This window comes from Bradyrhizobium sp. PSBB068 (assembly GCA_016839165.1).
Classification (GTDB): Bacteria; Pseudomonadota; Alphaproteobacteria; order Rhizobiales; family Xanthobacteraceae; genus Bradyrhizobium.
The window spans coordinates 4,737,271-4,763,227 of record CP069300.1; the positions used below are offsets into that span (position 1 = coordinate 4,737,271).

22 protein-coding genes are annotated in these 25,957 nt (G+C 65.6%); 6 read left to right on the top strand and 16 right to left on the bottom strand.

The annotated features are described in order from the left end of the window. Positions 1-173 precede the first annotated feature (173 nt). Positions 174-971: a bifunctional hydroxymethylpyrimidine kinase/phosphomethylpyrimidine kinase gene (thiD, locus tag JQ507_22135; GenBank protein ID QRI67661.1), complete on the bottom strand. Its 798-nt coding sequence runs from the start codon at positions 969-971 to the stop codon at positions 174-176. A gap of 207 nt (positions 972-1,178) precedes the next feature. Between thiD and JQ507_22140 the strand changes: the two genes are divergently transcribed. Continuing rightward, positions 1,179-1,427, top strand: coding sequence for an Lrp/AsnC ligand binding domain-containing protein (locus JQ507_22140; GenBank protein ID QRI67662.1), 249 nt, complete (start codon positions 1,179-1,181; stop codon positions 1,425-1,427). Positions 1,428-1,539: 112 nt separating this feature from the next. Here the strand turns inward: JQ507_22140 and JQ507_22145 are convergent, their stop codons facing one another. Both JQ507_22145 and JQ507_22150 read right to left on the bottom strand, forming a co-directional pair. After that, a complete protein-coding gene (locus JQ507_22145) occupies positions 1,540-2,880 on the bottom strand; it encodes a caspase family protein (protein QRI67663.1) in 1,341 nt (446 codons plus the stop codon). After that, a complete protein-coding gene (locus JQ507_22150) occupies positions 2,877-3,818 on the bottom strand; it encodes a DUF4399 domain-containing protein (protein QRI73459.1) in 942 nt (313 codons plus the stop codon). The genes JQ507_22145 and JQ507_22150 overlap by 4 nt, the downstream gene beginning before the upstream one ends. 231 nt (positions 3,819-4,049) lie before the next feature. Here JQ507_22150 and JQ507_22155 point away from each other — a divergent pair, with 231 nt between their 5' ends. Both JQ507_22155 and JQ507_22160 read left to right on the top strand, forming a co-directional pair. After that, the gene (locus tag JQ507_22155; protein ID QRI67664.1) at positions 4,050-4,937 is read left to right on the top strand and encodes a formylglycine-generating enzyme family protein; all 888 of its coding nucleotides are present in this window, start codon (positions 4,050-4,052) and stop codon (positions 4,935-4,937) included. 29 nt (positions 4,938-4,966) lie between these two features. After that, positions 4,967-5,371, top strand: a complete 405-nt coding sequence (locus tag JQ507_22160; GenBank protein QRI67665.1) for a hypothetical protein — start codon at positions 4,967-4,969, stop codon at positions 5,369-5,371. 71 nt (positions 5,372-5,442) lie between these two features. Here the strand turns inward: JQ507_22160 and JQ507_22165 are convergent, their stop codons facing one another. Next, positions 5,443-6,366 carry a cytochrome c gene (locus JQ507_22165; GenBank protein QRI67666.1) on the bottom strand — a complete coding sequence of 308 codons (924 nt, stop codon included), beginning with the start codon at positions 6,364-6,366 and terminating at the stop codon, positions 5,443-5,445. Between the two features lie 166 nt (positions 6,367-6,532). Between JQ507_22165 and JQ507_22170 the strand changes: the two genes are divergently transcribed. Further along, positions 6,533-6,955 carry a CHRD domain-containing protein gene (locus JQ507_22170; protein ID QRI67667.1) on the top strand — a complete coding sequence of 141 codons (423 nt, stop codon included), beginning with the start codon at positions 6,533-6,535 and terminating at the stop codon, positions 6,953-6,955. 106 nt (positions 6,956-7,061) lie between these two features. On the opposite strand, the gene JQ507_22175 is transcribed toward JQ507_22170, so the two are convergent. The 6 genes from JQ507_22175 to JQ507_22200 all read right to left on the bottom strand — a co-directional run bounded on the left by JQ507_22175 (position 7,062) and on the right by JQ507_22200 (position 15,501). Beyond that, positions 7,062-7,508: a cytochrome c gene (locus JQ507_22175; protein ID QRI67668.1), complete on the bottom strand. Its 447-nt coding sequence runs from the start codon at positions 7,506-7,508 to the stop codon at positions 7,062-7,064. Between the two features lie 102 nt (positions 7,509-7,610). Beyond that, on the bottom strand, positions 7,611-9,920 hold the full coding sequence (locus JQ507_22180; GenBank protein ID QRI67669.1) for a xanthine dehydrogenase family protein molybdopterin-binding subunit: 2,310 nt from the start codon (positions 9,918-9,920) through the stop codon (positions 7,611-7,613). A gap of 128 nt (positions 9,921-10,048) precedes the next feature. Beyond that, positions 10,049-11,578, bottom strand: coding sequence for a murein biosynthesis integral membrane protein MurJ (gene murJ / locus JQ507_22185; protein QRI67670.1), 1,530 nt, complete (start codon positions 11,576-11,578; stop codon positions 10,049-10,051). A 43-nt stretch (positions 11,579-11,621) separates the two neighbouring features. Then, a complete protein-coding gene (locus JQ507_22190) occupies positions 11,622-12,773 on the bottom strand; it encodes a DegT/DnrJ/EryC1/StrS family aminotransferase (protein ID QRI67671.1) in 1,152 nt (383 codons plus the stop codon). A gap of 50 nt (positions 12,774-12,823) precedes the next feature. Next, positions 12,824-13,840, bottom strand: coding sequence for a Gfo/Idh/MocA family oxidoreductase (locus JQ507_22195; GenBank protein QRI67672.1), 1,017 nt, complete (start codon positions 13,838-13,840; stop codon positions 12,824-12,826). A 248-nt stretch (positions 13,841-14,088) separates the two neighbouring features. Further along, a complete protein-coding gene (locus JQ507_22200; GenBank protein ID QRI67673.1) occupies positions 14,089-15,501 on the bottom strand; it encodes a mannose-1-phosphate guanylyltransferase/mannose-6-phosphate isomerase in 1,413 nt (470 codons plus the stop codon). 344 nt (positions 15,502-15,845) lie between these two features. Here JQ507_22200 and JQ507_22205 point away from each other — a divergent pair, with 344 nt between their 5' ends. Both JQ507_22205 and JQ507_22210 read left to right on the top strand, forming a co-directional pair. After that, positions 15,846-16,814 (top strand): flippase-like domain-containing protein, encoded by a 969-nt coding sequence (locus JQ507_22205; GenBank protein ID QRI67674.1) that lies wholly within the window; start codon positions 15,846-15,848, stop codon positions 16,812-16,814. Positions 16,815-16,842: 28 nt separating this feature from the next. Beyond that, complete coding sequence (locus JQ507_22210; protein QRI67675.1) at positions 16,843-17,853, top strand: glycosyl transferase; 1,011 nt, start codon at positions 16,843-16,845, stop codon at positions 17,851-17,853. A 4-nt stretch (positions 17,854-17,857) separates the two neighbouring features. Here the strand turns inward: JQ507_22210 and JQ507_22215 are convergent, their stop codons facing one another. From JQ507_22215 to rfaD, 6 genes are all read right to left on the bottom strand, one after another. After that, a complete protein-coding gene (locus JQ507_22215) occupies positions 17,858-18,799 on the bottom strand; it encodes an NAD-dependent epimerase/dehydratase family protein (protein QRI67676.1) in 942 nt (313 codons plus the stop codon). Continuing rightward, entirely contained in the window at positions 18,796-20,010 is a 1,215-nt protein-coding gene (locus tag JQ507_22220; GenBank protein QRI67677.1) for a glycosyltransferase family 4 protein, read from the bottom strand. Before JQ507_22220 ends, JQ507_22215 begins: the two co-directional genes overlap by 4 nt. 48 nt (positions 20,011-20,058) lie before the next feature. Then, entirely contained in the window at positions 20,059-21,972 is a 1,914-nt protein-coding gene (locus JQ507_22225; GenBank protein ID QRI67678.1) for a polysaccharide biosynthesis protein, read from the bottom strand. 100 nt (positions 21,973-22,072) lie between these two features. Continuing rightward, entirely contained in the window at positions 22,073-23,353 is a 1,281-nt protein-coding gene (locus JQ507_22230) for an O-antigen ligase family protein (protein QRI67679.1), read from the bottom strand. A gap of 8 nt (positions 23,354-23,361) precedes the next feature. Continuing rightward, positions 23,362-24,834 (bottom strand): D-glycero-beta-D-manno-heptose-7-phosphate kinase, encoded by a 1,473-nt coding sequence (gene rfaE1, locus JQ507_22235; protein QRI67680.1) that lies wholly within the window; start codon positions 24,832-24,834, stop codon positions 23,362-23,364. Between the two features lie 18 nt (positions 24,835-24,852). Beyond that, positions 24,853-25,833, bottom strand: coding sequence for an ADP-glyceromanno-heptose 6-epimerase (rfaD, locus tag JQ507_22240; GenBank protein ID QRI67681.1), 981 nt, complete (start codon positions 25,831-25,833; stop codon positions 24,853-24,855). Between the last annotated feature and the right edge of the window lie 124 nt (positions 25,834-25,957).

Genomic DNA, 25,957 nt, shown 5'->3' on the forward strand with positions numbered 1-25,957 from the left:
TCCACAAAGAGTTAACGAGAATCAGCAGCGCGCCCCTGCCCTGCGGATAACAGCCGCATGCGACAATCTGGCGACATCGGCGGTCGCGGCTGTGTGCAGCGGGCGTTGTGTTGCGCGCATATCGCGGCGGGACAACGCGACGATTACGTAGATGGGTAACGGGCTACACGGCTTCAATAGTACTTGTGGAAGTGATGCACCGGCCCGTGACCGCGGCCGACGGCGAAGCGATCGGCGGCGGCGATCGCGTCTGATATCCAGGCCTTGGCGTTGCGCACGGCGGTCTCCATGTCGTCGCCCTTCGCGAGCCCGGCCGCGATCGCCGACGACAGCGAGCAGCCGGTGCCGTGCGTGTTTGATGTCGCGATACGCGGCGCCGCGAGCGCGATGCTGCGCGCGCCTTCGATCAGGTAGTCGATGCTCTCGGCGCCGTGCCCATGACCGCCCTTCACCAGCACCGCGCGACAGCCCATCGCCAGCAATCGTTTGCCCTGCTGCTCGACGTCGGCCTCACTTGCAGCGACCGGTTCGTTCAGCAGCGCCGCCGCTTCGGGCAGGTTCGGCGTGATCAGCGAGGCCAGCGGAAACAGCATGGTCTTCAGCGCATCGACCGCCTCGGCGGCCAGCAGCCGATCGCCTGATGTTGCGACCATCACCGGGTCGAGCACGATGTGACACGGCGCCCAGCGCCGCAGGCCGTCGGCGATCGCGGCGATGGTTTCGGCCTGCGCGACCATGCCGATCTTGACCGCACCGACGTCGAGATCGGAGAACACGGCATCGATCTGTGCCGTGACGAATGCAGCGGGCACCGGATGGATGCCGCTGACCCCCGTGGTGTTCTGCGCGGTCAGCGCCGTGATCGCCGAGGCGCCATAGACCCCGAGCGCGGCAAAGCTCTTGAGGTCGGCCTGGATGCCCGCACCACCCGAGGAATCCGAGCCGGCAATGGTGAGCGCGACCGGCGTCATCTGGCGGCACCGGCGGCTGATACGAATGAGACCGTCACGAAGGAGACCATCATGAATGGGACTGTAGCGTGTCCTAGCCCGGACGCCCCCTGGCAGCAAGTTCGCCTGACTTTACCGCGAGTTGGCCTTGCCTTGCGCCTGCTTGCCCCCTTGCCTTGGCCGCCCGTTTTTGGCCTATAGTCGCGGAAATCCCCGGAGACGACTTTGATGGTTCCTTTCTTCGTCCAGATCAAATGCAAGCTCGGCCAGTCCTACACCGTCGCCAACGCACTGGCGGAAGCCGAGATTGCGTCGGAGATCTATTCCACGGCGGGCAATTACGATCTCCTGGTCAAATTCTACGTCGACCACGACACCGACATCGGCCATTTCATCAACGAGAAGGTTCAGGTGATCCCGGGCATCCAGGACACCCTCACCATCATCACCTTCAAGGCGTTCGGCGGCGCTCGCTAAAGCATGATCCGGAAAAGTGCGAAGCGGTTTTCCGAAAAGATCACGCTCAAACAAAGGTCTAAAGCGCGATGATGATTCAACCAAATCTCATCGCGCTTTAGAGACCAAGGCTCTAGAGACCAAGGCTTTCGCGCAGCCGCTGAAGCTGCGGTCGGATCTGCTCGCAATCAAGCTCCTGCTCGAACGTCCTGAACGCCTCGACGCTCGGCTCGCCGCGAAGCTTGGCAAGTCGCGCGGCATCTCGCGCGCAGACGTCGGCATCGGAAGACTGCGGGGCGGGTACGGCCTGACGTTGCGCCTGCTGCGCCCTGGGCGCTTCGGGCGCGGTTGGCTGCGGCGGATCGCTCGCCACGCTTTCAAGCAGGCGCTGCACCTGGGCCTTCAGCCGTTCGCAGGTCAGCTCGCGTTGCAGCTTGGCGATTTCTGCAGGCGACGGCTCGGCGCGCAATCGCGCCAGACGCTGCTCATCGCGGCTACAAGCCGTCGCGGGATCCGCCGTGTCGCGCACCGCCGGCGCAGGCTGGACCGGCGGGACCATCGCGACGGCGGGCTTGGTCGGGGCCGCCCCGGCGGCAGCCGGCGCCGGTCGCGAGGCGACAGCCGGCGGCTTGGCGGCGACGGGCGGATTGGCGACCTGCGAGGGTAGTGCGACCCGCTCGGTTTTCGGCTCGGGCTGCGGCACCAGCGAAATGGTGGCTCCGCCGAGCGAGCCATAGATGAACGGCTCCTGGCGCCCCCCGGTCATGCTGATCACATCGTCGCGCACGCGACCGAGGGCGATGCGGATATCGACGCCAGGCTCGGTGAGATGCCGCAGCAGCGCGGTCGCATAGGGGCTGTTCACGCCATCGCCATCGTAGGACACCGAGCCGGCCTTCGCGGCATAGGCCACCAGCGTGTCGGCGCTGACGTCTTCCAGCTTGCCGAGACCTCCCCGCATCTGCGAGCGCAGGCCGGCCGACCGGACGCGCGACGGGAACGGATTGTCGCGGCACGCGTCGAGCAGGATCAGGCGCAGCCGGCGCACCGACTGCAGCGCCCAGATCAGGCGATCAAGCGCCACCGCCTCGTCGTCGACGTCGTAGTCGCGGCTCAACTTCGCGTCGACCGGAATCAGGTAGTTAGATCCGTTCATCTCGACGCCGTGGCCGGCATAATAGACCACGGCAATATCGGCGCTCTCCGCCGTGACCAGGAAGTCGCGCACCGCGCGCTTGAACTCGACGACGCCGAGATCGTTGCGCGAGATCACCACCTCAAAGCCGGCCGATTTCAGCAGGCCCGAAATCGCGGTAGCGTCGCTGATCGTGTTGCCGAGCGTCGGCGCGCTCTTATAGGCGGAATTGCCGATTACGAGCGCCACGCGCCGATCCGCGACAGCCGCAGTCGCAAACAAGGTCGAGGCCGCGAGGCAGGCGGCGTAGGCAATGGTTCGTCGCAGCGTCGTTCTCAATAGCGATAGTACCTATGCGTATGATGGTGCTTCCGGCGATACGGAGGGCGGCCATCGGAGGTGACGTTGACGGTGATGACCTCGGAGAAGACCGCCGGGTCATGCGGCGTATGGCTGAAATCGGCGAACAGCAGCCGCAGCTTGTGCTGGCCGAGCGGCAGCGTGATCTTGGCCTCGGTCTGGCCCGCACCGAAATGCAGATGGTTGAAGTCGCTCGGAATCGGCTGATCGAGCGGCGGCAGGTCGGCATCCACCAGCAAGTGATGATGGCCGGTGTTCGGCTTGTCGAAGCCCGCGGGCGCAACGCCCATGTTGAGCAGGCCGAAACGGATCACCGGGTTCGGCGGAATGTAGCTGCCGTCCCTAGGGTAGATGAAATAGACCTTGGCGTCCTTGGGCGATGGCCGGCGACCGGCAGGCGGAGCGGCGGCCGGTGCTGCGGCAGCCGCCGGCGCCGCAGCTGGCGGGGCCGGCGCGGCGGCCTGCGGAGCCGCGGCGGGATCGACGACCTTCACCTTGATGCGCTCCGAGATCACCGGCGGCGAATGCGGAACATGGTTCTTGTCGCCGAACACGAGCTGCAGCGTGTGTTCGCCGGGCGGCAGCGTCAGTTCGGTCTCGGTCTGCCCCGCCCCGAAATGCAGATGCTGGAAGTCGTTCGGGATCTCGACATTGAGCGGGGGCGTCGGCGCATCGATGATCAGGTGATGGTGGCCAGAATTCGCGCGATCCGAACCGGCGGGCGCAACACCCATGCCGCGCAGGCCAAAGTGGATGGTCGACTTCGGGGGAATTGAATCACCATCCTTGAGGCCGATGAAGTAGACGGCGGCGCCAGGTGGCGACGATGTCGGTCCCCCGGTCTGCGCTCGCGCGGGCACGGCGAATGCGAGCAGAGCAAGAAGCGGCACCAACGCTGACGGGAAAGACCTACGCATCTTCTGCAATCGCATCATTTGCAATTCCCCGATCCCGGCCACGTCGTCGCGGCCAATCGCATCATCAAAATTGTGTCCAGTCTTGTCCGCGCTGAAATCTCGGCTGCGCGATAACTGCTAGTCGTCTGCTTCGGAGCTCGGCTTGCCGATCATCGCTGAATGAAGCATTCTTGCTCCGCTTGATTGCACAATCGCGTTGACGATCATTGGCATTTTAGCCGGATACGATAGATGAAAATAAATTCCCTGTTTGTGATATCAATCACAGCGTTGGCCACAACACTTGGCGCCAACGGCAAGACCGCAACCCTCAGGCAGGATAGTGAATCTGGTTCGCATCGTCCAGCGCCTCCCGAACATCTGACCGTGGCGCAAGCTCCGACGCAGCCGTCGCGCCTTGAACCTGGAGACGTTTTCCGCGACTGTACAGACTGTGGGGAGCTCGTCGTTTTGCCGCCCGGCGACTTCGTGATGGGTTCCAACGATACGCCGTACGAAAAGCCGGAGCGGACGATCCCCATTCCACGGCCGTTCGCGATCGGGCGCCGCGAAGTCACTTTCGCCGAATGGGATCAATGCGCCGACGCAGGCGCCTGCAAGTTTCGGCCCGACGATCACGGTTGGGGCCGCGGCAGCCAGCCCGTCATCAATGTCAGCTGGGACGATACCAAGCTCTTCCTGGCGTGGCTGTCGCAACGCACCGGACAGAAGTATCGGCTTCCGACCGAAGCCGAGTGGGAATATGCGGCGCGCGCCGGGACCAAGACACCGTACTGGTGGGGCCGCGACGTCGGCACGGGGCGCGCCCAATGCGCGAACTGCGTCACTCCCCCGCCGCAGAAGATGGCACCGGTCGGCTCATTCCGCCCCAATGGTTTCGGACTGTACGACACCGCGGGCAACGTCGCCGAATGGGTCGAGGATTGCTGGAACGACAATTACCGCAACGCACCGAAGGACGCCTCGGCATGGACCAGCGGCGATTGCCGGCTGCGTGTGCTGCGGGGCGGCAACTTCACCAGTCCGGCGACCGCGATCCGCTCGGCGGCGCGATTCCGCTACGACGTCGACGTGCGCTACTATGGCAACGGCTTTCGCTTCGTGCGAGAGTTGCCGTGATGCGGCGTGCACATGAACCGGCCGCACGCATGTTGCTCGCAGCATGCGCAATCAGCGCCGGCCCTGCATTGGCGCAGTCCCTCTCCGCGAAAGGTCAGATCGGCTATCTGCAGGAATGGGAGATGCAGGCGAATCTCGCCGGCACCGCTGACAGCACAGGCTATGCCGGCGCGATCACATTGCGGCATGTCGGGCTCTGCAGCATCAACGGATCGGAGGAAAAGACCGGCACCCTCGAGCTGCACGTATCGACGCGGCCACCGCATGTCGAGGGTACGCTGGCATTGGCCGACGACAAATGCCACCTCGCGGCATCCGGAGCGCAGGGCTATTCGGGCCTCCTGAAATGCCGTGACGGCCAGGACGTGCCGATCAACTTCTCCATCGAGCCGCTGGGCAGCACCGCTCACATCCCGACGGCCGTCACCAGGTAGCACACGCCGCTGCGCCAGAGCATGATCCGGAAACGTGCGTCGCGCGGTGTTGCGAAAGATCGTGCTCCGCTCTAGCCGCCCTTCTTCATCGGCTTTGGCGGCCCGTCGACCGGCGGCAGCGACTTGATGTAGTCGGCGATCGCGTCGCGATCGCTTGACGAGAGCTGCGAGGTGTTGCGGATCACGCGCACCATCGATCCGCCGGCGCTATCGCCGTCCGGCGTCTGTCCGCTTTCGAGGAAATAGGCGATGTCCTTCGCGCTCCAGTCCGCGATCCCCCGCGGCGTGATGTTGGGGACCCAGCCTTCGCCCTCCGGATTCGGGCCGCCGGCGAAACGCTGCGAGCTGATGATGCCGCCGAGGAAATTCCGCGGGCTGTGACACTCGGCACAATGACCGAAGCTGTTGACGAGGTAGGCGCCGCGATACCAATGCGCCGAGCGGCTTGCATCCGCGACGAACGGCTTGCCGTCCATGAACAGGAATTTCCAGACCCCGACATTGCGCCTGATGTTGAACGGAAACGGCACGTCGTGGTCGCGCACCTTGCCGGCGACCGGCGGCAAGGTCTTCAGATAGGCGAACAGGTCGCGCACGTCGTTGACCCTGGCGTGCTGATAGGATGTGTAGGGAAACGCGGGGAAATAGTGCGTCCCCGACGGCGAGGTGCCCTTCATGACCGCGGTGACGAAATCGGCCTCGCTCCAGCGCCCGATGCCGTCATTCGGATCGGGCGAGATGTTCGGCGCGTAGAAGGTGCCGAACGGCGACGGTATCGCGAGGCCGCCGCCCAATTTGGTGCGGTCGTCCTGCTTCGGCACCGCGTGGCAGGAGGAACATCCTCCCGCATTGAACGTTGTGAGGCCGTTGGCCAGGTTTGGCTGGTAGGCCGGCAGCGCACTCGCGGCGACGGTCGCGGGGATCGTCAGCCACCAGAACACGCAGATGCCGATGATGCCGGCCAGGCCGGCAAGGAGAACAATTCGTCGCAACATTCACCGATCCGTCATTGGTCGCGCTAGCGTATCAACCAGTATGATGACAACCCTTCGTACAAGCTCTCATCAAATTTGCCGCAGCTCACGATCATTCTGGGAATAAATCGGCGAAGCCGCTGTTGAAGAACTGCAACCGTCCTGTGACGTCAAAGGGGAGAGAACCATGCCAAACAAGACCTTGCTTGCCACGCTGACACTCGGTGCTGCCGTCGCCCTCGCCGGTCCGGCCTTCGCCGAGAAGCTGACAGCGAAGCTGGACGGCAAATCCGAAGTGCCTGCCACCACCAGCGCGGGCACCGGCACTGCCGACATCGACTATGATGCCGCCAGCAAGAAACTCAGCTGGAAGCTGACATATTCCGGCCTGTCAGGCCCAGCCACCGCCGCGCATTTCCACGGCCCTGCCGAGGCCGGCAAGAATTCCGGCGTCGCGGTCGCCATCCCGAACGCGACGTCGAGCCCTGTCGAAGGCAGCGCCACGCTGACCGACGCGCAGGCCGCCGATCTGCTCGCCGGCAAGTACTATGTCAACGTCCACACCGCGGCCAACCCGGGCGGCGAGATCCGCGGCCAGGTCACCAAGTAGGCCCGACGGCGCAAATCGAACAACAAAAGGCCGACACAAAAGAGGGGCGGACGCTACGCGGCGTCCGCCCCTCTTCAATGAAGACCTGCAGCGTCGGAAACCACGATCAGCCCTTCTTGAGGCGATAGGTCTCGTGGCAGCCGCCGCACTGCTTGCCGATGACACCGAGCTCGGCCTTCAGCGTGTCGACATCCTTGATCTTGCCCTTGGCGTCCGCGACGGCCTTGGCATAGCTCGCGATGTGCTGCTCGAAGCCCGCCTTGTCTTCCCAGATCTTCGGATCGGCCGAGTAATCGCCTTCGGTCTTCAGCCCCTTGGAGCTTTCGGGGAACAGCGTCGGCAGCTTCTTGGCGGTGTCCTCGAACTTCGCCAGTGCAGCATCGACGGTTGCCTGGTCATAGGGCTTCTCGCCCTTGATGATGGCCCCGAGCGCACCGGCGTTCTTGCCGGTCTCCTTCATCTGCGCCTGGGTCTGCTTGACCTGCTCCTGGTCGGCTACGACGGCACCCGCACTCAACGCCAGCATCGCAGCAACGACGACAATCCGCTTCATCGGCAAAACCCCTCAATTCGCTCTGTCCCGGTCCGCAGGTGCGCGGCCGGCCTGGTTGGCAAACACCGCAGGCGGAATCTTCATTCCGCCTGCGACAATTTATCAGAGAGTATGGCGGCGCTGCGCCTCGCGGATCGCGATCCAGACCCGCTCCGGCGTCGCCGGCATGTCGATGTGGTCGATCCCGAACTCGCGATGCAGCCCCTCGACGATCGCGTTGACGACCGCCGGGCAGGAGCCGATCGCGCCGGCCTCGCCCGCGCCCTTCACGCCGAGCGGGTTGGTCGTGCACGGCACGTTGTGGGTTTCGAACACGAAGGACGGCCCGTCGGCGGCGCGCGGCATCGCATAGTCCATGAAGGTGCCGGTGACGAGCTGACCGTCGGTCGGGCTGTACACCGCCTGCTCCATCAGCGCCTGCCCGATGCCCTGCATCGCGCCGCCGTGAACCTGGCCGGCCAGCATCAGCGGATTGAGCGTGACGCCGAAATCGTCGACGATGACGTAACTGACGATCTTGATGATGCCGGTTGAGGGATCGATCTCGACCTCGGCGAGATGCGTGCCGTTCGGATAGGTGCCGTCAGCGCTGGCGAAGGTCGCGCTCGCATTCATCTTCGATGTGTCGCCGCCGGGACGCTTGGCGAGATCGGCGAAGCTGACCGAACGGTCGGTGCCGGCGATGCGAATGCGGCCGTCTGCGATTTCGAGGTCGCCGGCGCCGGCTTCCAGCGCCTGCGCCGCGAGCTCCTTCAGCTTGTTGCCGAGCTCGTGCGTCGCCCGCTGCACGCTGACGCCGCCGGACGGAATCGAGGCCGAGCCGCCGGTCCCGAGACCGGTCGCGATCTTGTCGGTGTCTCCCTGCAGCACATGGACGCGCTCGGGCGGCACGCCGAACTGCTCGGCGACGATCTGCGCATAGGCGGTCTGGTGGCCCTGACCGCTCGACTGCGTGCCGATCAGGATCGAGATGTCGCCATTGGGATCGAGCGCCACATTGGCGGTCTCCTCGCCCATGGTGCCGCAGACCTCGACATAGCTCGCCATGCCGATGCCCCGCACCAGGCCGTCCTTCTTCGCCGCCTTGGCGCGCTTTGGAAACTCCTTCCAGTTGGCGATCTCCATCGCGCGCTTCATATGCGCGACGAAGTCGCCGGAATCGTAGACCTTGCCGGTCGCGGTCGTGTAGGGCAGCGACTTCGGCGAGATGAAGTTCTTCCGGCGGATGGCGTCGGGCGTCATGCCGAGTTTTCGCGCGGCGGCATCCACGAGGCGCTCAATGACGTAGGCGGCCTCCGGGCGACCGGCGCCGCGATAGGCATCGACCGGCACCGTGTTGGTGAACACGGTGCGGACTCGGCAATGGAAGGCCTGGATGTCATAGAGGCCCGGCAGCATGCCGGCGCCACCATGCGGGATATAGGGCGCGAAGGTCGAGAGATAGGCGCCCATGTCGCCCATCAAATCGACATCCATGCCGAGGAATTTGCCGTCCTCGGCGAGCGCCATCTTCGCGGTGGTGAGGTTGTCGCGGCCCTGCGCGTCGCCCATGAAATGGTCGGAACGCTCGGCGGTCCATTTGACCGACTTCTTGAGCTTGCGCGCCGCAACCGAGATCAGCGCGTATTCGCGATAGGGAAATAGTTTTGTGCCGAAGCCGCCACCGACATCCGGGCAGATCACCCGCATGTTCTCCTTCGGCATCTTCAGGATCATGTCGCAGAGGATCTCGCGCAGGCGGTGGCTGCCCTGGCTGCCGATCGTCAGCGTCAAATGATCCTTCTTGGCGTCGTATTCGGCGACCGCGGCGCGCGTCTCCATGAAATTGGTGATGACGCGCGGATTGACGATGGTGATCTCGGCCACCGCATGCGCCTTGGCGAACGCGGCTTCGGCTGCGCCCTTGTCGCCGATCGAGACATCGAACAGCACATTGCCGGGCTTGTCCGGCCATACCTGCGGCGCGCCCTTCTTCACCGCGTTGACGAGGCCGGCCACCGCCGGCAGCGGCGTCCATTTGACGTCGATCGCCTCGATCGCGTCGCGGGCATGATCGACGGTATCGGCGACCACGAAGGCCACGGCATCGCCGACATGGCGCACCTCATCCTTGGCGAGGATCGGATAAGGCGGCGCAATGAACGGATCGGTTTCGAGGTTGAACAGGCACGGCAGGCCGCCGAGCTCGGCGACATCGGCCGCGGTCAGGATCAGCGCCACGCCCGGCATGCCGCGGGCCTTGCCGGCATCGATGGTGTAGGTGGCATGCGCATGCGGCGAACGCAGCATCAACGCGTGCAATGCGGGAGATGGCGCGACGTCATCGGTATAGCGGCCCTTGCCGCGAATCAGAGCGTCGTCCTCCTTGCGCCGCACGCTTTGTCCGACGCCGAATTTGATGGGAGCTGCCATCGTCTCTCCAATTGCCTTGGTGTGTTTTGCGCATATTGGCGTGGTTGCCCGCGAAGCGCAAACCGCTTTCCACCGCGCGCGGCGCTGTCGTGCACCCCGTTCCTATGCATTTGATTTGACAGGTAAAACTATACGCGCCGCAGCGCGAACAGCCAGCCGCGGCCGAACAGCGCAAGAATCAGGAAGGCGTAGACGAAGGCGCCGACGGCGATCAGGAGCAGCAGGATCAGTTCGTCGCGGAAATGCTGCACCGGCGCGAACCACACATAGGCGAAATGGGAGGTCAGCCACAGCGCGAGCGCGAGCAGCACGCCGCAAATCGCAAACGTGCCGAACGAGCGGATCAGCACGCGGTCGAGCACGAGATAGCCGCGTCGGATCGCGAATATCAGCACCAGCAGCAGGTTGACCCAGGCGCCGACCGCGGTCGCGAGCGCGAGGCCGACCTGCGCCAGCGTGCCGACCAGCGCGATCTTCAGCGCGACGTTGACCGCGACCCCGGTCAGCGCCGCCTTCACCGGGGTTGCGGTATCCTTGCGGGCATAGAAGGTCGCAACGGCGCTGCGGATCATCACGAAGGGAATGAGCCCGACCGCATAGGCGGCGAGCGTGGCACCTGCGCTTGCGGCGTCCGCCTTGGAGAACGCGCCGCGGGCGAACATCGCGCGCATGATCGGATCGGCCACCGTCAGGAACGCCGCCACGAACGGCACCGAGAACAGCAGCGTGAAATCGAACGCGCGGCGCTGCGCGGCCATCGCACCGGCGTGATCGTCGGCGGTCAGGCGCCGCGACATCTCCGGCAGCAGCACGGTGCCGATCGCGATCCCGATCACGCCGATCGGCAATTGGTTGAGGCGGTCGGCATAGTACAGTGCCGACAGCGCGCCTGCGGGCAGGAAGGTCGCGATGATGGTGTCAGCGAACAACGCAACCTGCGTCCCCATCGAGCCCAGCGTCGCAGGACCCAGCGCACGGAAGAAGGCGCGGACGTCTTCGTCGAGCCTCAGCGGCGCGAACCGCGGCAGGCCGCCGTGGCGCGCGAGGTCGCCGGCGAGCAGGGCAAACTGCAGGACGCCCGAGATCAGGACGCCCCAGGCCGCCGCATGGCCGGCGCTGGGGAAGAACGCCGCGAGCGCCAGCGTCATCATCATCGCGAGGTTGAGGAAGATCGGCGCCGCGGCGGCGCTGGCGAAGCGATGCATCACGTTGAGCATGCCGCCATAGAGCGTCACCAGCGTGATCAGCAGCAGATAGGGAAAGGTGATCCGCGTCAGCTCGATCGCGAGCTGGCGCTGGGCGGCGTCCTCGGTGAAGCCCGGCGCGAGGATGCTCATCGCCTGCGGCATGAACGCCATCGCGACCACCAGCAGGATCACCTGCGAGGCGAACAGCAGCGTGAAGATGCGGTCGGCGAACAGCCGTGCCGAGGCTTCGCCGCGTTCGCCATGGACATGGGCATAGGCCGGCACGAAGGCGGCGTTGAAGGCGCCTTCGGCGAAGATCGCGCGAAAATGATTGGGCAGCCGGAGCGCCACGAAGAAGGCGTCGGCGACCGGGCCGGCACCGAGGATCGCCGCGAGCATGATGTCGCGCGCGAACCCGGTGACCCGCGATAGCAGGGTATAGCCGCCGACAGTGAAGATGCGCCCAAGCATGCGCTGCTTCTAGCGCATCATCACCATACGCAAAAGCTGCGTATCAGGCCGAAAGCGCGCTGCGCACAGCCGCGATGACGCGGTCCTGCGCCGCCTCGTCGAGATAGGGATGCATCGGCAGGGCAATGACGTCCTTCGACAGCCGCTCGCTGACCGGCAGGCCGCCGTCGGCAACCGGATAGTGGCTGTAGGCCGTCTGCTGATGGACCGACTTCGGATAGTAGATCATGGTCGGGACGCCCTGCGCCTTCAATGCGGCCGCGAAGGCGTCGCGATCGATGCCCTCGGACAGGCGGATGGTGTACTGCGCCCACACCGAGGTGCAGCCGGGAGCAACGCGCGGCACCGCGACGAGGTTGCCGAGTGCGCGCGAATAGCGTTCGGCGACCTTGTTGCGCGCCGCGATCTCGTCGTCGAAGATCTTCAGCTTCTCGAGCAGGATCGCGGCCTGCATGGTGTCGAGCCGCGCCGTGAGGCCGAGCCGGACGTTGTCGTACTTGTCCGAGCCCTGGCCGTGGACGCGGATGCTGCGCAGCGTGCGCGCGAGTTCCTCGTCATCGGTGAAGATCGCGCCGCCGTCGCCGAAGCAGCCGAGCGGTTTTGCCGGGAAGAAGCTGGTTCCGGTGGCGAGCCCGAAAGTGCCGAGCCTGCGGTTCTTGTAGGTGGCGCCGAAGCCCTGCGCGGCATCATCCAACACAAACAGGCCCTCAGCCTCGGCGACCGCGCCGATCGCATCGTGATCCGCGCTCTGGCCGAACAGGTCGACCGGGATCACGGCCACCGGCTTCAGCCCGCGGGCGCGCGCCGTCGCAATGCCGCGCTTCAGCGAGTCGACGTCGATGTTGAAGGTCTCCTCGTCGACATCGACGAAGACCGGCGTCGCGCCGGTCAGCGTCACGACCTCGCCGGTCGCGCAGAAGGTGAAGGTCGGGCACAGCACCGCATCGCCCGGGCCGACATTCTTCGCCATCAGGACCATCAGCAGCGCGTCGGTGCCGCTGGCGCAGCTCACCACATGCTTGGCGCCGCTATAGTCCGCCAGCGCCTTCTCCAGGGCGGTGACTTCGGGCCCGTTGATGAACTGGCAATGGTCGAGCACGCGCGCGACCGCGTCATCGATCGACTTGCCGAGCCGCCGGCGCTGCGCGGAAATATCGATGAAGGGAATGGGCTCAAGCTGCATATGCTGGTTCATGGAAGCTCTTTGCACGTGTTGAATGGATGACAATCGGCCGGTGAATACGATCAGCCGGCGACGCGGCGCGGTCCCTTGCGCATCGTCGAGGCAGCGGGCCGCGCGGGCGATTCCAGGCAGCGGATCGCGATCTCGAGGCTGGCGACGCCCTCGTCGCCGGACACCGCCGGCAGCTTGCCGCTACGCACGGCATCGAGGAAGGCGATCAGTTCGGCGCGGAGCGGCTCGTCGTGTCCGACCGGCAGATGACGCATCGAATAGCTGCCGTCCGGCTTGAAGCCGAAACATTCGGTGACCTGGCGGGTGAGCAGGTCGCCCATCACATACTTGCCGCGGGTCGCGACCGTGACGTTGCGCGCCTTGAACGGCGTCAGCCAGTTGGTGTTGATGTGGGCGAGCACGCCGGAGGCGGTGCGGAACTGCAGCAGCGCGATGTCTTCGCGCTCGGCGACCGCGCTCGAGAGTTGCGGCTGCACCTCGACGATGTCGGACTCGGTGAACCAGCGGATCAGGTCGATGTCGTGCACGGCGAGATCGATCACGACGCCGACATTGGACATCCGCGGCGGGAACGGGCCGACCCGGGTGATGCCGATCGACAGGATGTCCTCGCCCGAGATCGCCTGCTTGATCGCAGCGACCGCCGGATTGAAGCGCTCGACATGACCGACCATCAGCGTAACGCCGGCCCGCTCGGCGGCGGCGACGATCTCGCGGCCCTCTTCGACCGTGGATGCGACCGGCTTCTCGACCAGGATATGTATGTTGCGCGCGATGCAGGCGAGCGCGATCTCGTGATGCAGATGGGTGGGAGCTGCGATCGTCACCGCATCGATGCCCTCGGCAAGCAGCTGATCGAGGGTTTCGAAGGCGCGGCAGCCGACCAGGTCGATGGCGCGGGTGCGGTGTTCCGGCAGCGGATCAACGATGCCGATCAGCACGACGCCGGGCAGTCCGGCCAGCACGCGGGCATGGTTGCTGCCCATCACGCCGGCTCCGATCACGCCGACGCGCAAGGCGCGGCCGATATCGGCCTTCGCGCCGGCTGCGGACACTTTTGCATTCATATCGTAGACCCCAAGTAACGTTCTGGCGGTTGTCCCGGCTCCTCAGGGAGCCACACCGGCTCCGAGGGAATCAGCACCTAGGCCCGTCTTCCCGATCCGCGCCTTCGGCGCAAATCACCCCGCTTCGTTGGCAGCCGCTATAGCACGGCGCCTCAAATGTGGCGATTGCCAAGGGCGAAATCCGGACACGTTTTGATTCAAAGAGTTACATCGTCCCACGCCCGATCATTCGCGCGGGAACCGACGCCTCAGCTGCGCCGGTAGTCATCCTCGATGCGGATGATGTCGTCCTCGCCGAAATAGCTGCCGGTCTGCACCTCGATCAGCTCGAGCTGGATCTTGCCGGGGTTCTCCAGCCGGTGCACCGCGCCGATCGGGATGTAGATCGACTCGTTCTCGTGCACCGTCTTGACCAGCTCGTTGACGGTGACCTGGGCGGTGCCGCGCACCACGATCCAGTGCTCGGAGCGGTGATGGTGCTTCTGCAGGGACAGCCGCCCGCCCGGCTTGACGATGATGCGCTTGACCTGGTGGCGGTCGCCATTGTCGACCGACTGATAGGAGCCCCAGGGGCGATGCACCTTGATGTGGTTCTCGGTCACCTCGGGCGCGGCGACCTTCAATTTCGCGACCAGCCGCTTCAGCCCGTTGGCGTCCTTCTGGCGTGACACCAGCACGGCGTCCTGGGTCGCGACCACGACGAGGTCGTCGACGCCTTCGAGCGCGACCAGCGCCCGGTCGGTCGCGACGTTGCAATTGCGGCTGTCCTCGAACACCGCCGCGCCGCGCGCCGCGTTGCCGAGGCTGTCCTTGTCGGAGAGCTCCCAGACCTGGCGCCACGAGCCGATGTCGGACCAGCCGCATGCCACCGGCACCACCGCGGCATGGGCGGTCTTCTCCATCACGGCGTAATCGATCGAGATCGCCTTTGCCGCGCCGAATGCCGATGCATCGAGCTTGACGAAGCCGAGATCGCGCGTCGCTGACGCAACCGACTGCTCCACCGAGGCAATGCTGTCCGCATCGACATTGCGATACTCGTCGAGCAGCACGCTGGCGCGGAACATGAAGTTGCCGCTGTTCCAGAGATAACCCGTATCGATATAGCCCGCCGCCGTCGCGGCATCCGGCTTCTCGACGAACTCCGCCACCGCGCGCACCTCGCCGGCGACCACCTCACCCGGACTGATATAGCCGTATTCGGTGGCGGGCCGCTCCGGCTTGACGCCGAAAGTCACGATGCGGCCGGCTTCGGCAGCCACCAACCCGCCGCGGCACGCAGCGACGAAGGCGGCCGTATCCCGCACCAGGTGGTCGGCGGCGAGCGCCAGCACGATCGCTTCGCCGTCACGGCTCTGCGCAAATGCCGCGCCGGCCGCAATGGCCGGCCCGGAGTCGCGGCGCATCGGCTCCAGCAGCACGTCGGCCTCGCGGCCAATCTGGGCCAGCTGCTCCAACACCATGAAGCGATAGGCCTCGTTGGTGATCACGATGGGACGCTCGAACAAGGTCGGATCAGAGACGCGCAGCAGCGTCTCCTGGAAGGTCGAACGCACCCCGAACAGCGACAGGAACTGCTTCGGATGCACCTCGCGCGACGCCGGCCACAGCCGTGTGCCCGCACCGCCGCACATGATCAGGGGAATAATTCGTCGATCCATCGATGCCTCAAATCCTGTCGTGCAAGTCCATCGTACCCATCCACGGACGGCATACCAGTGGCCCGGACCGCCGCGGCCGGCGCCCCCTTTGACGTGGGAAGCACGATCCGAGCGGTCACGCGCCCCCGCGCGTCTGGTCGGATTTTACCGGTCTAAACTCCCGGTGAGCGGCGGGACGTCCCCGTTCCGGCCTGTTTAGCCGCCCCTTCCCACCTGCCGCAATAGGGACCAGCACGGGTATTGCCAGATCGGTGCGGAAACCATACCAAGGCGACGAATTTGGGCGCGCGAAAGCGTTTTGCGCTGTTTTTGACACATCCTGACACCTGGCAGCGCGAACCGAAATGCGCCGAATCCTGCTTTCGACCGTCAAGATCCTGATCTCGGCCGCGCTGCTCTATTTCTCGCTGCGCAAGGTCAATCTGTACGATCTCGCCTCCCGCATCCAGGTCGAGAGCCTGGGCTGGCTCGGCCTCGCCATCGCGGTCTCGTTCCTGCAGATCTTTCTCGGGGTGTTGCGCTGGCGTGAGATCAGCGTCGAGTGCGGCGCGCCGCTTCGGACCGCGCAGGCGATGCGCTTCAACGTGATCGGCACCTTCTTCAACCAGACGCTGCCGTCCTCGATCGGCGGCGACGCCGTGCGGCTCTGGCTCGTCGCGCGCGCCGGTGCGGGCTGGCGCACGGCCACCTACTCGATTTTCGTCGACCGCGCGGTCGGACTGATTGCGCTGGCGGTCGTCATCGCGGCCACCCTGCCCTGGAGCTATAGGCTGATTTCCGATTCCCACGGCTGGACGGCGCTGCTGCTGCTCGACCTCGCGGCGCTGGCGGCCGGATTTGGCTTCCTGGTGATCGGCCTGCTGCCGTGGCCCTGGCTGAAGCAATGGTGGGCAACGCACCACATCCACGCCTGTGCGGTCATCGCCAACCGCGTGCTGTTCAGCCGCGAGCACGGCTTGAGGGTCGCCACCCTTTCGATCGCCATTCACGTCGTGACCGTCGTGATCGCCTGGTGCGTGGTGAAGTCGATCACGGCTCCGGTCACCTTCGGCGAGATATTCCAGCTGTTGCCGCCTGTCATGCTGATCACGATGATGCCGATCTCGATCGCCGGCTGGGGCGTGCGCGAGGCCACCATGGCGCTGGCCTTCGGCTATGCCGGATTGGTCGCCAATGAGGGCGTCAACATCTCGCTGCTGTTCGGCGCGGTGTCGTTCGTGGTCGGCGTATTCGGCGGCCTGGTCTGGGTCCTGAGCCCGGAAAAGGCTGCCAAGGGCACAGAGGCGATCGCAGTCCCCGGATCACAAGCGTGAGTCCCGGGATCGCAGTGACCAGACCAGCATGAGCAGTTTCGAGATCCTCCTGTCGTTGATCGCAGCGGTTCTGGCTGCATCGATCTCGGCCGTCCTGATCCGGGCGACGCGGCCGGTGCTGCTGCGCGTGGCGCTGGCCAAGCCGAATGCACGCTCGTCGCACCGCATTCCAACGCCGCAAGGCGCCGGCATCGCGGTCACGGCGGCGACGCTGCTCGCGGCGGGGATCGTCATCGTGCTGGCCGGATCGCCGGACCTGGCGATTCCCTTCACGGTGTTCGCGGCCTGCCTGTTCATCGCGGTGGTGGGCTTTGCCGACGACATCCACTCCCTGCCCGTCATCCCGCGGCTGCTGCTGCAGGCCGCCGCCGTTGCCGCCGTGTTGTTTTCGGTGCCCGGCGATCTCAGGCTCGTTCCGGCCTGCCCGCTCTGGCTCGAACGCGGCCTGCTATTGATTGCCGGCCTCTGGTTCGTGAACCTCGTCAACTTCATGGACGGGCTCGACCTGATGACGGTGGCCGAGGCGGTGCCGATCACGGTGGCGGTCGCCCTGCTCGGCAGCTACGGCCATATCGGCGCGGCTCCCGCGCTGGTCGCGGCGGCGCTGTGCGGCGCACTGCTCGGCTTCGCGCCGTTCAACCGGCCGGTGGCAAAGATATTCCTCGGCGATGTCGGCAGCCTGCCGATCGGCCTGCTGCTCGGCTGGTGCCTGCTCGAGCTCGCGCTGCATCAGCAATTCGCCGCCGCGCTGCTGTTGCCGCTGTACTATCTGACCGACGCGACGGTCACGCTGTTTCGCCGCATGGCGCGGCGCGAGCCATTCTGGGCCGCGCACCGCTCGCACTTCTATCAGCGCGCGACCGACAACGGCTTCACGGTGTGGCGCGTCGTCGGCGAAGTCCTTGCGCTCAACGTGGTGCTGGCGCTGCTCGCTTTCGCCTCGGTCCTGCTCAATTCGCTGGTTGCTGACCTCGCCCTGCTGCTGGCCGGCGCAGTCGCCGTCGCCTGGCAGCTGCGCCGGTTCTCGCACGCATTCTGATCGCTCAGATATCGATTCGGCTGAGCGCGCGCCTCAGCCCCTCGTCCAGGCTGATCGGCTGCTGCCATCCTGTGCTCGCGATCTTGGACAGATCAAGTTCAAGCGAGGCAAACAGGCTGTCATAGGCCTCCTTGCGGCCGCCCACCGTCAGCGACATCTTCAAGAGCGGCGGCGGCAGCCAGAACAGGCGCGGCGAGGTTTCAGCCGCGCGGGCCAGCCGTTCGACGAACTCCCGCGTCGAGACTTGCTCGCGGTCGGCCACCAGGAACACATCGAAATCGCTTCCCGGTTGCGACAGGCGATGCAGGATGAACGACGCCAGGTTTTCCGCCGACAGGAACGCGCGGCGATTCTTCACATACGCCAGCGGAAGCGGCATGCGATTGAGCACCGCGCGCTTGAGCAAGGCGAAATTGCCTTTCGCACCGGCACCATAGATCAGCGGCGGCCTGATCACGGTCACCCTCATGCCGCTGCCTGGCGCGATCTCCTTGAGGCCGACTTCGGCGGCCGCCTTCGAGTTTCCGTACAGGCCGCGGGGCGTCAGGACATCGTCCTCGCGGAACGGGGGGCGCCCGTAATTGCTGCGCCCATGCACCAGGATCGTGCTGACAAAGACGAAATCCCGAACGCCCGCCGCAACCGCCGAGCGCGCCAGATGCAGCGTGCCTTCGATATTGACGTTGCGGTAAAGCTCGATCGCCTGCTCGTCGGACTGCTGGTGAACGCGCGCCGCAAGATGAACAACAGCGTCGACGCCCTCGAGCGCGGCGCGCCAATCGGTGGCGGGGCTGAGCGAGCCGATCGCCACGTCGTTTGCATCCAGCGGCAAGGTGCGCACCGCACGCCGCACCAGCCAGTCGTTCTGCGCCAGCTCGGGCACCACATGGCGACCGACAAAGCCGCTCGCACCTGTCACCAGAACCGTCCGGCGGCGATCATTCATGCTGTCCGCTCCACATCGCGATCGGATAACAGCTCCGCAACCAGCGCAGCATAGCTCGCCAGCGCCCGCTCGGGACTGAAGCTCCGCGCGGTCGCGACGGCGCGTTCGGCCATCCCTGTGTCCTGCGATCGCGACGCCAGCCTGACGGCATCGGCGAGTTGATCGGGCCGCCCCGGCGTGACGACCCAGCCGAGCCCGTTCTCGCTGACGGTCAGGGCCGCCTCGGCCTCGGGTTCGGAGACCAGGATGACCGGCCGGCCGGCCGCGAGCAGATTATAGAACCGGCTCGGGACCGATACACCGGCGACGTCCTTGCGATAGGGAATGAGCCAGGCGTCCGCGCTGGAGAGCAGCGCATCCAGCTCGCTGTCCGCGACGCGGTCGACCAGCGTGACGTTGGCCAACTGCGCTGCAGCCTGCATGTCCTTCAACCGCGCGAATCCCATGCCCCACCCCGAGAGCAGGAAATGGATATCGCGCTCCTCGCGCAACAGCCGCGCGGCCTGGAAGACGATATCCGGGTCGTGGGTGAAACCCAGATTGCCGGACAGGCCAACGACGAAGCGGGCGGCAATGGCCTTGCGAAACGGATTGTCGGGGCTGACGGGACGATTGCCAGGGGCGAGCGTGGCCCAATTCGGGATGAAGCGGATCTTGGCCGGCGTCATTCCGCCATAGCGCAGCAGCAGCTTCTCGGCGTCGCGGCCGATGACGATGACCGCGTTCAGGGCACGGAACATCAGCGCGTTGATGGCGCGCATCGCTCGCGCAACCAGCGAGGACGGCCGCAGCAGGCCGGCCATCACGAGAACGTCCGGGAACAGGTCGTGCAGGATCAGCGCCGACTTGGCCCCCTTCAACCTCGCCGCGACGGCAACCGCGTACGGAAGCGCGAAGGGAGCGGTCACCGTGAGCGCCACGTCGCCCCGCTGCAGCCGCGACAACAGCGCAAAGAACATCCGGCCGGTGAACAGCGCCTCGGCCAGTGCGCGCTTGATCAGCGCCGCCTTGCCCGGCAGCCGGTTCCTGATTTCGACGACGGCGGGCCGCCCCGGCGCCGGCGCCCTCGCCGAGCCCGGCATCCCCGAGACCACCACCACCTCCGCCTCCTGCGCGATCCGTTCGGCGATCGCGGACATGATCGCGGCGGTCGTGCTGTGGTCCGGCGGATAGTGCTGGCTGGCGACCACGACTTTTCGGGAACTGGGCATCAATGGCTTTCGAAACGGTCCTGCGTCATCGTCCGCAGGACGGCGCGGTCAGGCGGCATTCGATCCGAACTCGGGCACCGCGTCCTGAAGGACGGCACGGATGGTCACGCGGTCATCCCGCTCGATCGCATCTTCCAGCGCCGCGAGCCACTTGCGCAGCGTCGACATCGGCGGCTGGTTCGGCTTGGCGGCCATGACGCCGGCGACGCCGATCTCGAGCGTCGGCTCCTGGCTTGCGAACAGGATCTCGTTCAGCCGCTCGCCCGGACGGATGCCACTGAACACGATCTCGACGTCGATACCTGGTTGCAGGCCCGACAGACGGATCATCCGCTCGGCGAGATCGACGATCTTCACCGGCTGCCCCATGTTCAGCACATAGACCGAGACGTCAGGCCGCGCCGGGGTCATTGCGTGCGTCGCGGCGGTGATCACGAGATCACAGGCCTCGCGGATCGTCATGAAATAGCGGACCATGTCCGGATGGGTCACCGTGATCGGTCCGCCGGCCTCGATCTGCGCCTTGAATTTCGGGACCACGGATCCGTTGGACGCCAGCACGTTGCCGAACCGCACCGAGATCAGCCGCATGTGCGACTTGCCCTTGGCCTCGGTCATCAGGTCGTGATCCATCGCCTGACAATACATCTCGGCGAACCGCTTGGTCAGCCCGAGCATCGACACCGGCTCGATCGCCTTGTCGGTCGAGATCATCACCATCGCGCTCGCGCCCGCGGCGCGCGCCGCGTCTGCGACGTTGACAGACCCGAAGATGTTGGTCTTGACCCCCTCGCTCCAGTCGCGTTCGAGGATCGGCACATGCTTGAGCGCCGCGGCGTGGAACACGATGTCGGGCTTGAACTCGCTCATCAGGCGCGTGATGCGCTCACGATCCCTGATGTCGGCGATCCGGCCCTCGATCTCGGGACCGGCGTCGCGCGCGGACAGCGCCTCGGTAACCGCATAGAGCGCCGGCTCCGAATTCTCGACGACCAGGAGGCGCGCCGCGCCGAAGGTCGCGACCCGATCGCAGATCTCCGCACCGATCGAGCCGCCGCCGCCGGTCACGATCACGGACTTGCCCTTCACCAGCGTCTCGAGCCGGGCATAGTCGATCTTCTGGCTCGGGCGCAGCAGCAGGTCTTCGACCGCGACATTGGTCAGTCGCGGCGCATCGCCGCCCTCCAGCGACGGCAGGCGGCTGACCATCAGGCCGAGCCGCCTGGCGCGCATCAGCAGGCTCTCCGGATGCGCGTCCGGCTCGAACGCCGAGGGCGTCATGACCACGCGCTTGATCGGCCGCTGGCGGCTCTCGAAATCCCGAATCACGGCCTCGATGTCATCGACGCCGCCGACCACCGGAATGTTGCGGATCATCTGGCCGCGGTCCGCGATCGACGGCGAGAGCACGCCGACCGGCCAGAGCCGCTTGATGGCGCCGTTCTCGATGCCGCGCAGCACGACCTCCGCGTCGGCCGTGCGTCCGACCAGCAGCGCCGGCGCGGCATTGTCGGACCGGGCATGAAGTCGCGTGCGCGAATAGCGGAAATAGCGATAGCCCAGGCGCAGCGCGCTCAGCGCGAACACCTCAAGGAAGAAGAACAGGATGATCGTGACCCGGCCAAGGAACACCGGACTGAGCGAAGCCGCTTCGGTGAAAAAGTAGACATAGTCCAGCACGACCAGCGCCAGCGTCAGCACCGCGGCCACCCGCAGGATGTTCACCGCGTCCGGCAGCGAGGTGAAGCGCCATTTCGCCGTGGTCAGATTAGAAAAATAGCTGACCACGATGCTGAACAGCACGAACCAGGGCAGGATGCGCAGCAAATGCGGCAGTCGATCGGTGAGGAGGCTGCCCTCGAAACGCAGATAGAAGCTCGTCAGCAACGCAAACGTCGTCGCCAGCGCGTCATGTGCCAGGATCAGGAAGTTGCGCAGGGTGAATTGTGAAAGACGCGTCATCTAATGGACGGGGTGCCGGCAACTGGGAGTTCGCTACGAGACATTGGCAGGCTGATAGCGTATCTGCGGAGCCCATGCCAGCGATCATGGACAGCAGCGATCATGAACGGATTGGAGGCTCGGGTTCCAAATCGGTCCCCGATCGCCCTTTCAACGCCATGCCGCCCGCAACTCCGACGCCCAGCACATACATCCAGCCTTCATGAAAGTCGAAGATGTGTGAATTAAACAACGAACTTGAAATATTCTGTACCACGACGAGAAGCCCGATCCAGTTGACGAGACCGTCGCCGCGGAACAGCAACAGGTGCACTAGCCACATCGCGTACAATATCGCCACACCCACAATGCCCCACTGCACGGCCACGTTCAACGTTTGATTGTGGGGGTTTCCGATCACCTCGCCGGACGCCTGGGCCACGCCGCCGGTCGCGACGCGCTCGAACAGGCCCCGCGTCGATCCGGTACCATGGCCGATGACCGGAGCCTCGGCAAAGAAGCCGAGCGACTTTCGCCAGAATTCGAGCCGCAGGCCGAGCGAGGTCGGCTCGTTGCGCTCCATGTAGAGCTTGTAGTCACGCTGGAATGACTCGGCCGTCCGTCGCAATGGCGACGATCCATACCACGCGACCACGGACAACGCGGCGGCCGCGCAAAGGATCAGGACGATGCTGCGCCAGCGCAGATGCAGCAGCGCAAAAACCGCGAACATAATCGGAACCGTCACGATCGCTGTCCGTGACACCACCACCAACGCCATGTTGGCGAACAGGCTGAGCGCAATCACGATCAGCAGGATGGCCGGCCAGATGCGTTTGTCCCGCAACAGCATCACGATCGGATAGGCCAGCGCGACCGCGCACAGCGTAAATTCCTGGCTCTGGTCGATGTAGTTCTTGACGAATACACCCTGCTCGCCCGGCACGGGCGCCCGGAGCGCGAGGTGCGGATAGGCCAGCACGAGCCACGACATCAGCATCAAGAGCGTGCAGGACACGAGGAAAGCCACGAACACCCATATCCCGCGGGTCGAACGTTGGAAATGATAGAGCAGGACCGGAAGCACCAGGAGCTTTGCGGTCGGCCCGACCGCGTATAGTCGCGCGCCCCAGGCGGCGTCCGACCACAGCGTGCCGACGAGCGCGAGGCAGAACAGCGCGATCGGCGCCACGCAGATCGGCCGCTTCAGCAGCGTCCAGAACGCCCGGAGCTCGACGGTCGGCGCAATCGCGATCAGCAGCACCACGCCGAAGATACCGACCAGCGAGGTCGACCACGGCAGCGACAGTGCGATCAGGACCGCGACGACATCGGTCGTGGTGTGCCAGCGCGCCGGATCGCGCCAGGCCGGACACGCCGCGGTCGGTGCCGAGGATGCCATGCTCGCGCTCACGCCTTGCCCTCGCGGGCCCGGGCAACCAGCGACGTCGTGCTGTGACCCTGCAGGATCTCGACCAGCACCACCTCGCCGCCGGCGGCCTCGACGATCTCGTGACCGACCACCTGCTCGCGGGTGTAGTCGCCGCCCTTGACCAGCACGCTCGGCCGCACCTTGGTGATCAGGTTGATCGGCGTGTCCTCCTCGAAGATCGCGACGAGGTCGACGGCTTCCAGCGCCGCCAGCACCTCGGCCCGGGCGCGCTCGTTCTGCACCGGACGGCCCTCCCCCTTCAGCCGCTTCACCGAGGCATCGCTGTTCAAGCCGACGATCAAGCGGTCACAGGCGCCGCGCGCGGCGGTCAGCACCTTGACGTGGCCGGGATGCAGGATGTCGAAGCAGCCATTGGTGAAGCCGATGCGCAGATCCTGCCGGCGCCATTCCTCGAGATAGGCATCGATATCGCCGCCGGCCGGGACGATCTTCTCCTCGGCTGCCAGCGACGCATGCGGCAGAATCCTTCGCCGCAATTCGGCCGACCTGACGATCGCGGTGCCGGTCTTGCCGACCGCAACCGCCGCCGCGGCGCTTGCGATCCGCAGCGCGCCTTCCCAGTCGGCACCGCCGGCGAGCGCCAGCGCCAGAGCCGCCGCAACGGTATCGCCGGCCCCGGAGACATCGCGCACCTTGACCGGCAGCGCGGGCACGTGGATCGATCCGCCCTCGCGCGTCACCAGCGTCATGCCGCGCTCGCCTTGGGTCACCAGCATCGCCTCGCAGTCGGCGAGATAGATCGCATCGGGCGCCGCCTGCGCGATGCTGTCCTGGCTATCGGCGCGGCTGCGGGTTGCCTCGGCGAATTCCTTGCGGTTCGGCGTCAATACGGTCGCGCCGCGATAGATCGCAAGATTGGCGCTCTTGGGATCGACGATCACCCGCTTGTGCGCCTGCCGCGCGGCGTCGATCACGTTGCGGATCACGCGCGCGGTGAGCACGCCCTTGGCATAGTCGGACAGCAGCACGATGTCGGCGCGCGCCAGCTGCGGCAGGATCGTATCGATCAGCTGCTGCTCGATGGCGGGCGCGGCCGGCGCGGCGAGCTCCCAATCGGAGCGCAGCATATGGGTCGAGAACTGCTCGGAGACGAAGCGCACCTTGCGCGTGGTCGGTCGCGCGGCGTCGCGCACCAGCACGGTCTCGATGCTGGCCTCTTTCGCCAGCGCCTCCGAGAGCACCGTGCCGGCGGCATCCTCGCCGATCAGGCCGACGAAAATGCAGCGCCCGCCGAGCGAGGCGATGTTGCGCGCGACGTTGCCGGCGCCGCCGATATTGGTCTCGCTGCGCCTGACCGCGATCACCGGCGCCGGCGCCTCCGGCGAGATCCGCGACACCTCGCCATAGACGAACTCGTCGAGCATGAGGTCACCGACGCAGAGCACGGTCTGGCCGGACATTGCACGCGAGATCGCTTCAAAATCGAACATCAGTCACCGTCATCCGCTCTAGCGATAGCGATCCGCGCGATCGAGGAAGCCGTTCACATAGGCCCCGACCGCGTCTTCCAGGCGGGTGAAGCCGCCATTGTATCCGGCGCGTGCGAGACGATCGACGACGCTTTCGGTGAAGTATTGGTAACTGCCGCGAATCTGCTCGGGCATGTCGACATATTCGATGTTCGGCTCGCGACCGAGCGCGCCGTAGGCCGAGACGATCAGGTCCCTGAAGCTGCGCGCCTTGCCGGTGCCGACATTGAACAGCCCGGAGACCTGCGGCGTCGCGATCAACCAGATGATCACCCGCACGACATCGTCGACATAGATGAAGTCGCGGCGCTGGTCGCCGTCGGCGATGCCCTCGCGATGCGACTTGAACAGCTGCACGACGCGGCCCGCTTTGATGTCGTCGAAGCGGCGCGCCAGCACACTCATCATCGGGCCCTTGTGATATTCATTCGGGCCGAACACGTTGAAGAATTTGAGCCCGGCCCATTGCGGCGGCAGCGGCTTGCCCTTCGCCGCGCGCTCCGCGACCGCAAGGTCAAACAGCTGCTTGCTCCAGCCGTACAGGTTCATCGGCCGCAGCCGCTTCAGCGCCTCGACCGATGCGTCGTCGTCAAACCCCTGCTCGCCGTCGCCGTAGGTCGCGGCGGACGAGGCATAGATGAACGGGGTTGCATTCGCGGTGCACCAGTCGAGCAACCGCATCGAGAGACGGAAATTAGTCTCGATCACCAGATCGCCGTCGGTCGCGGTGGTCTCCGAAATGGCGCCAAGGTGGATGACGGCGGTCAGCCGCCGCCCCTTCAGCCAGTCGCCGATCTCGGCCGGGGGAACGACATCGGCCAGCTGACGCTTGGCCAAGTTCCGCCACTTGCCGTCCTGTCCAAGGATATCGCAGACCGCAACATCGCTGCGGCCTGCGTCATTCAACGCGGCCACGACGTTCGATCCGATAAAACCGGCGCCCCCGGTTACCAGAAACATGATGAAATCCCGCCAGATTCCTTTGCAGCCGCCAGCTTTGCCCCACTCCCGCGCCACAGGCAACGACGGCTTTACCTCTTATCGCGAACCGGTTACCGACTTGCCCGCGCTCGGTCCGGCCTTG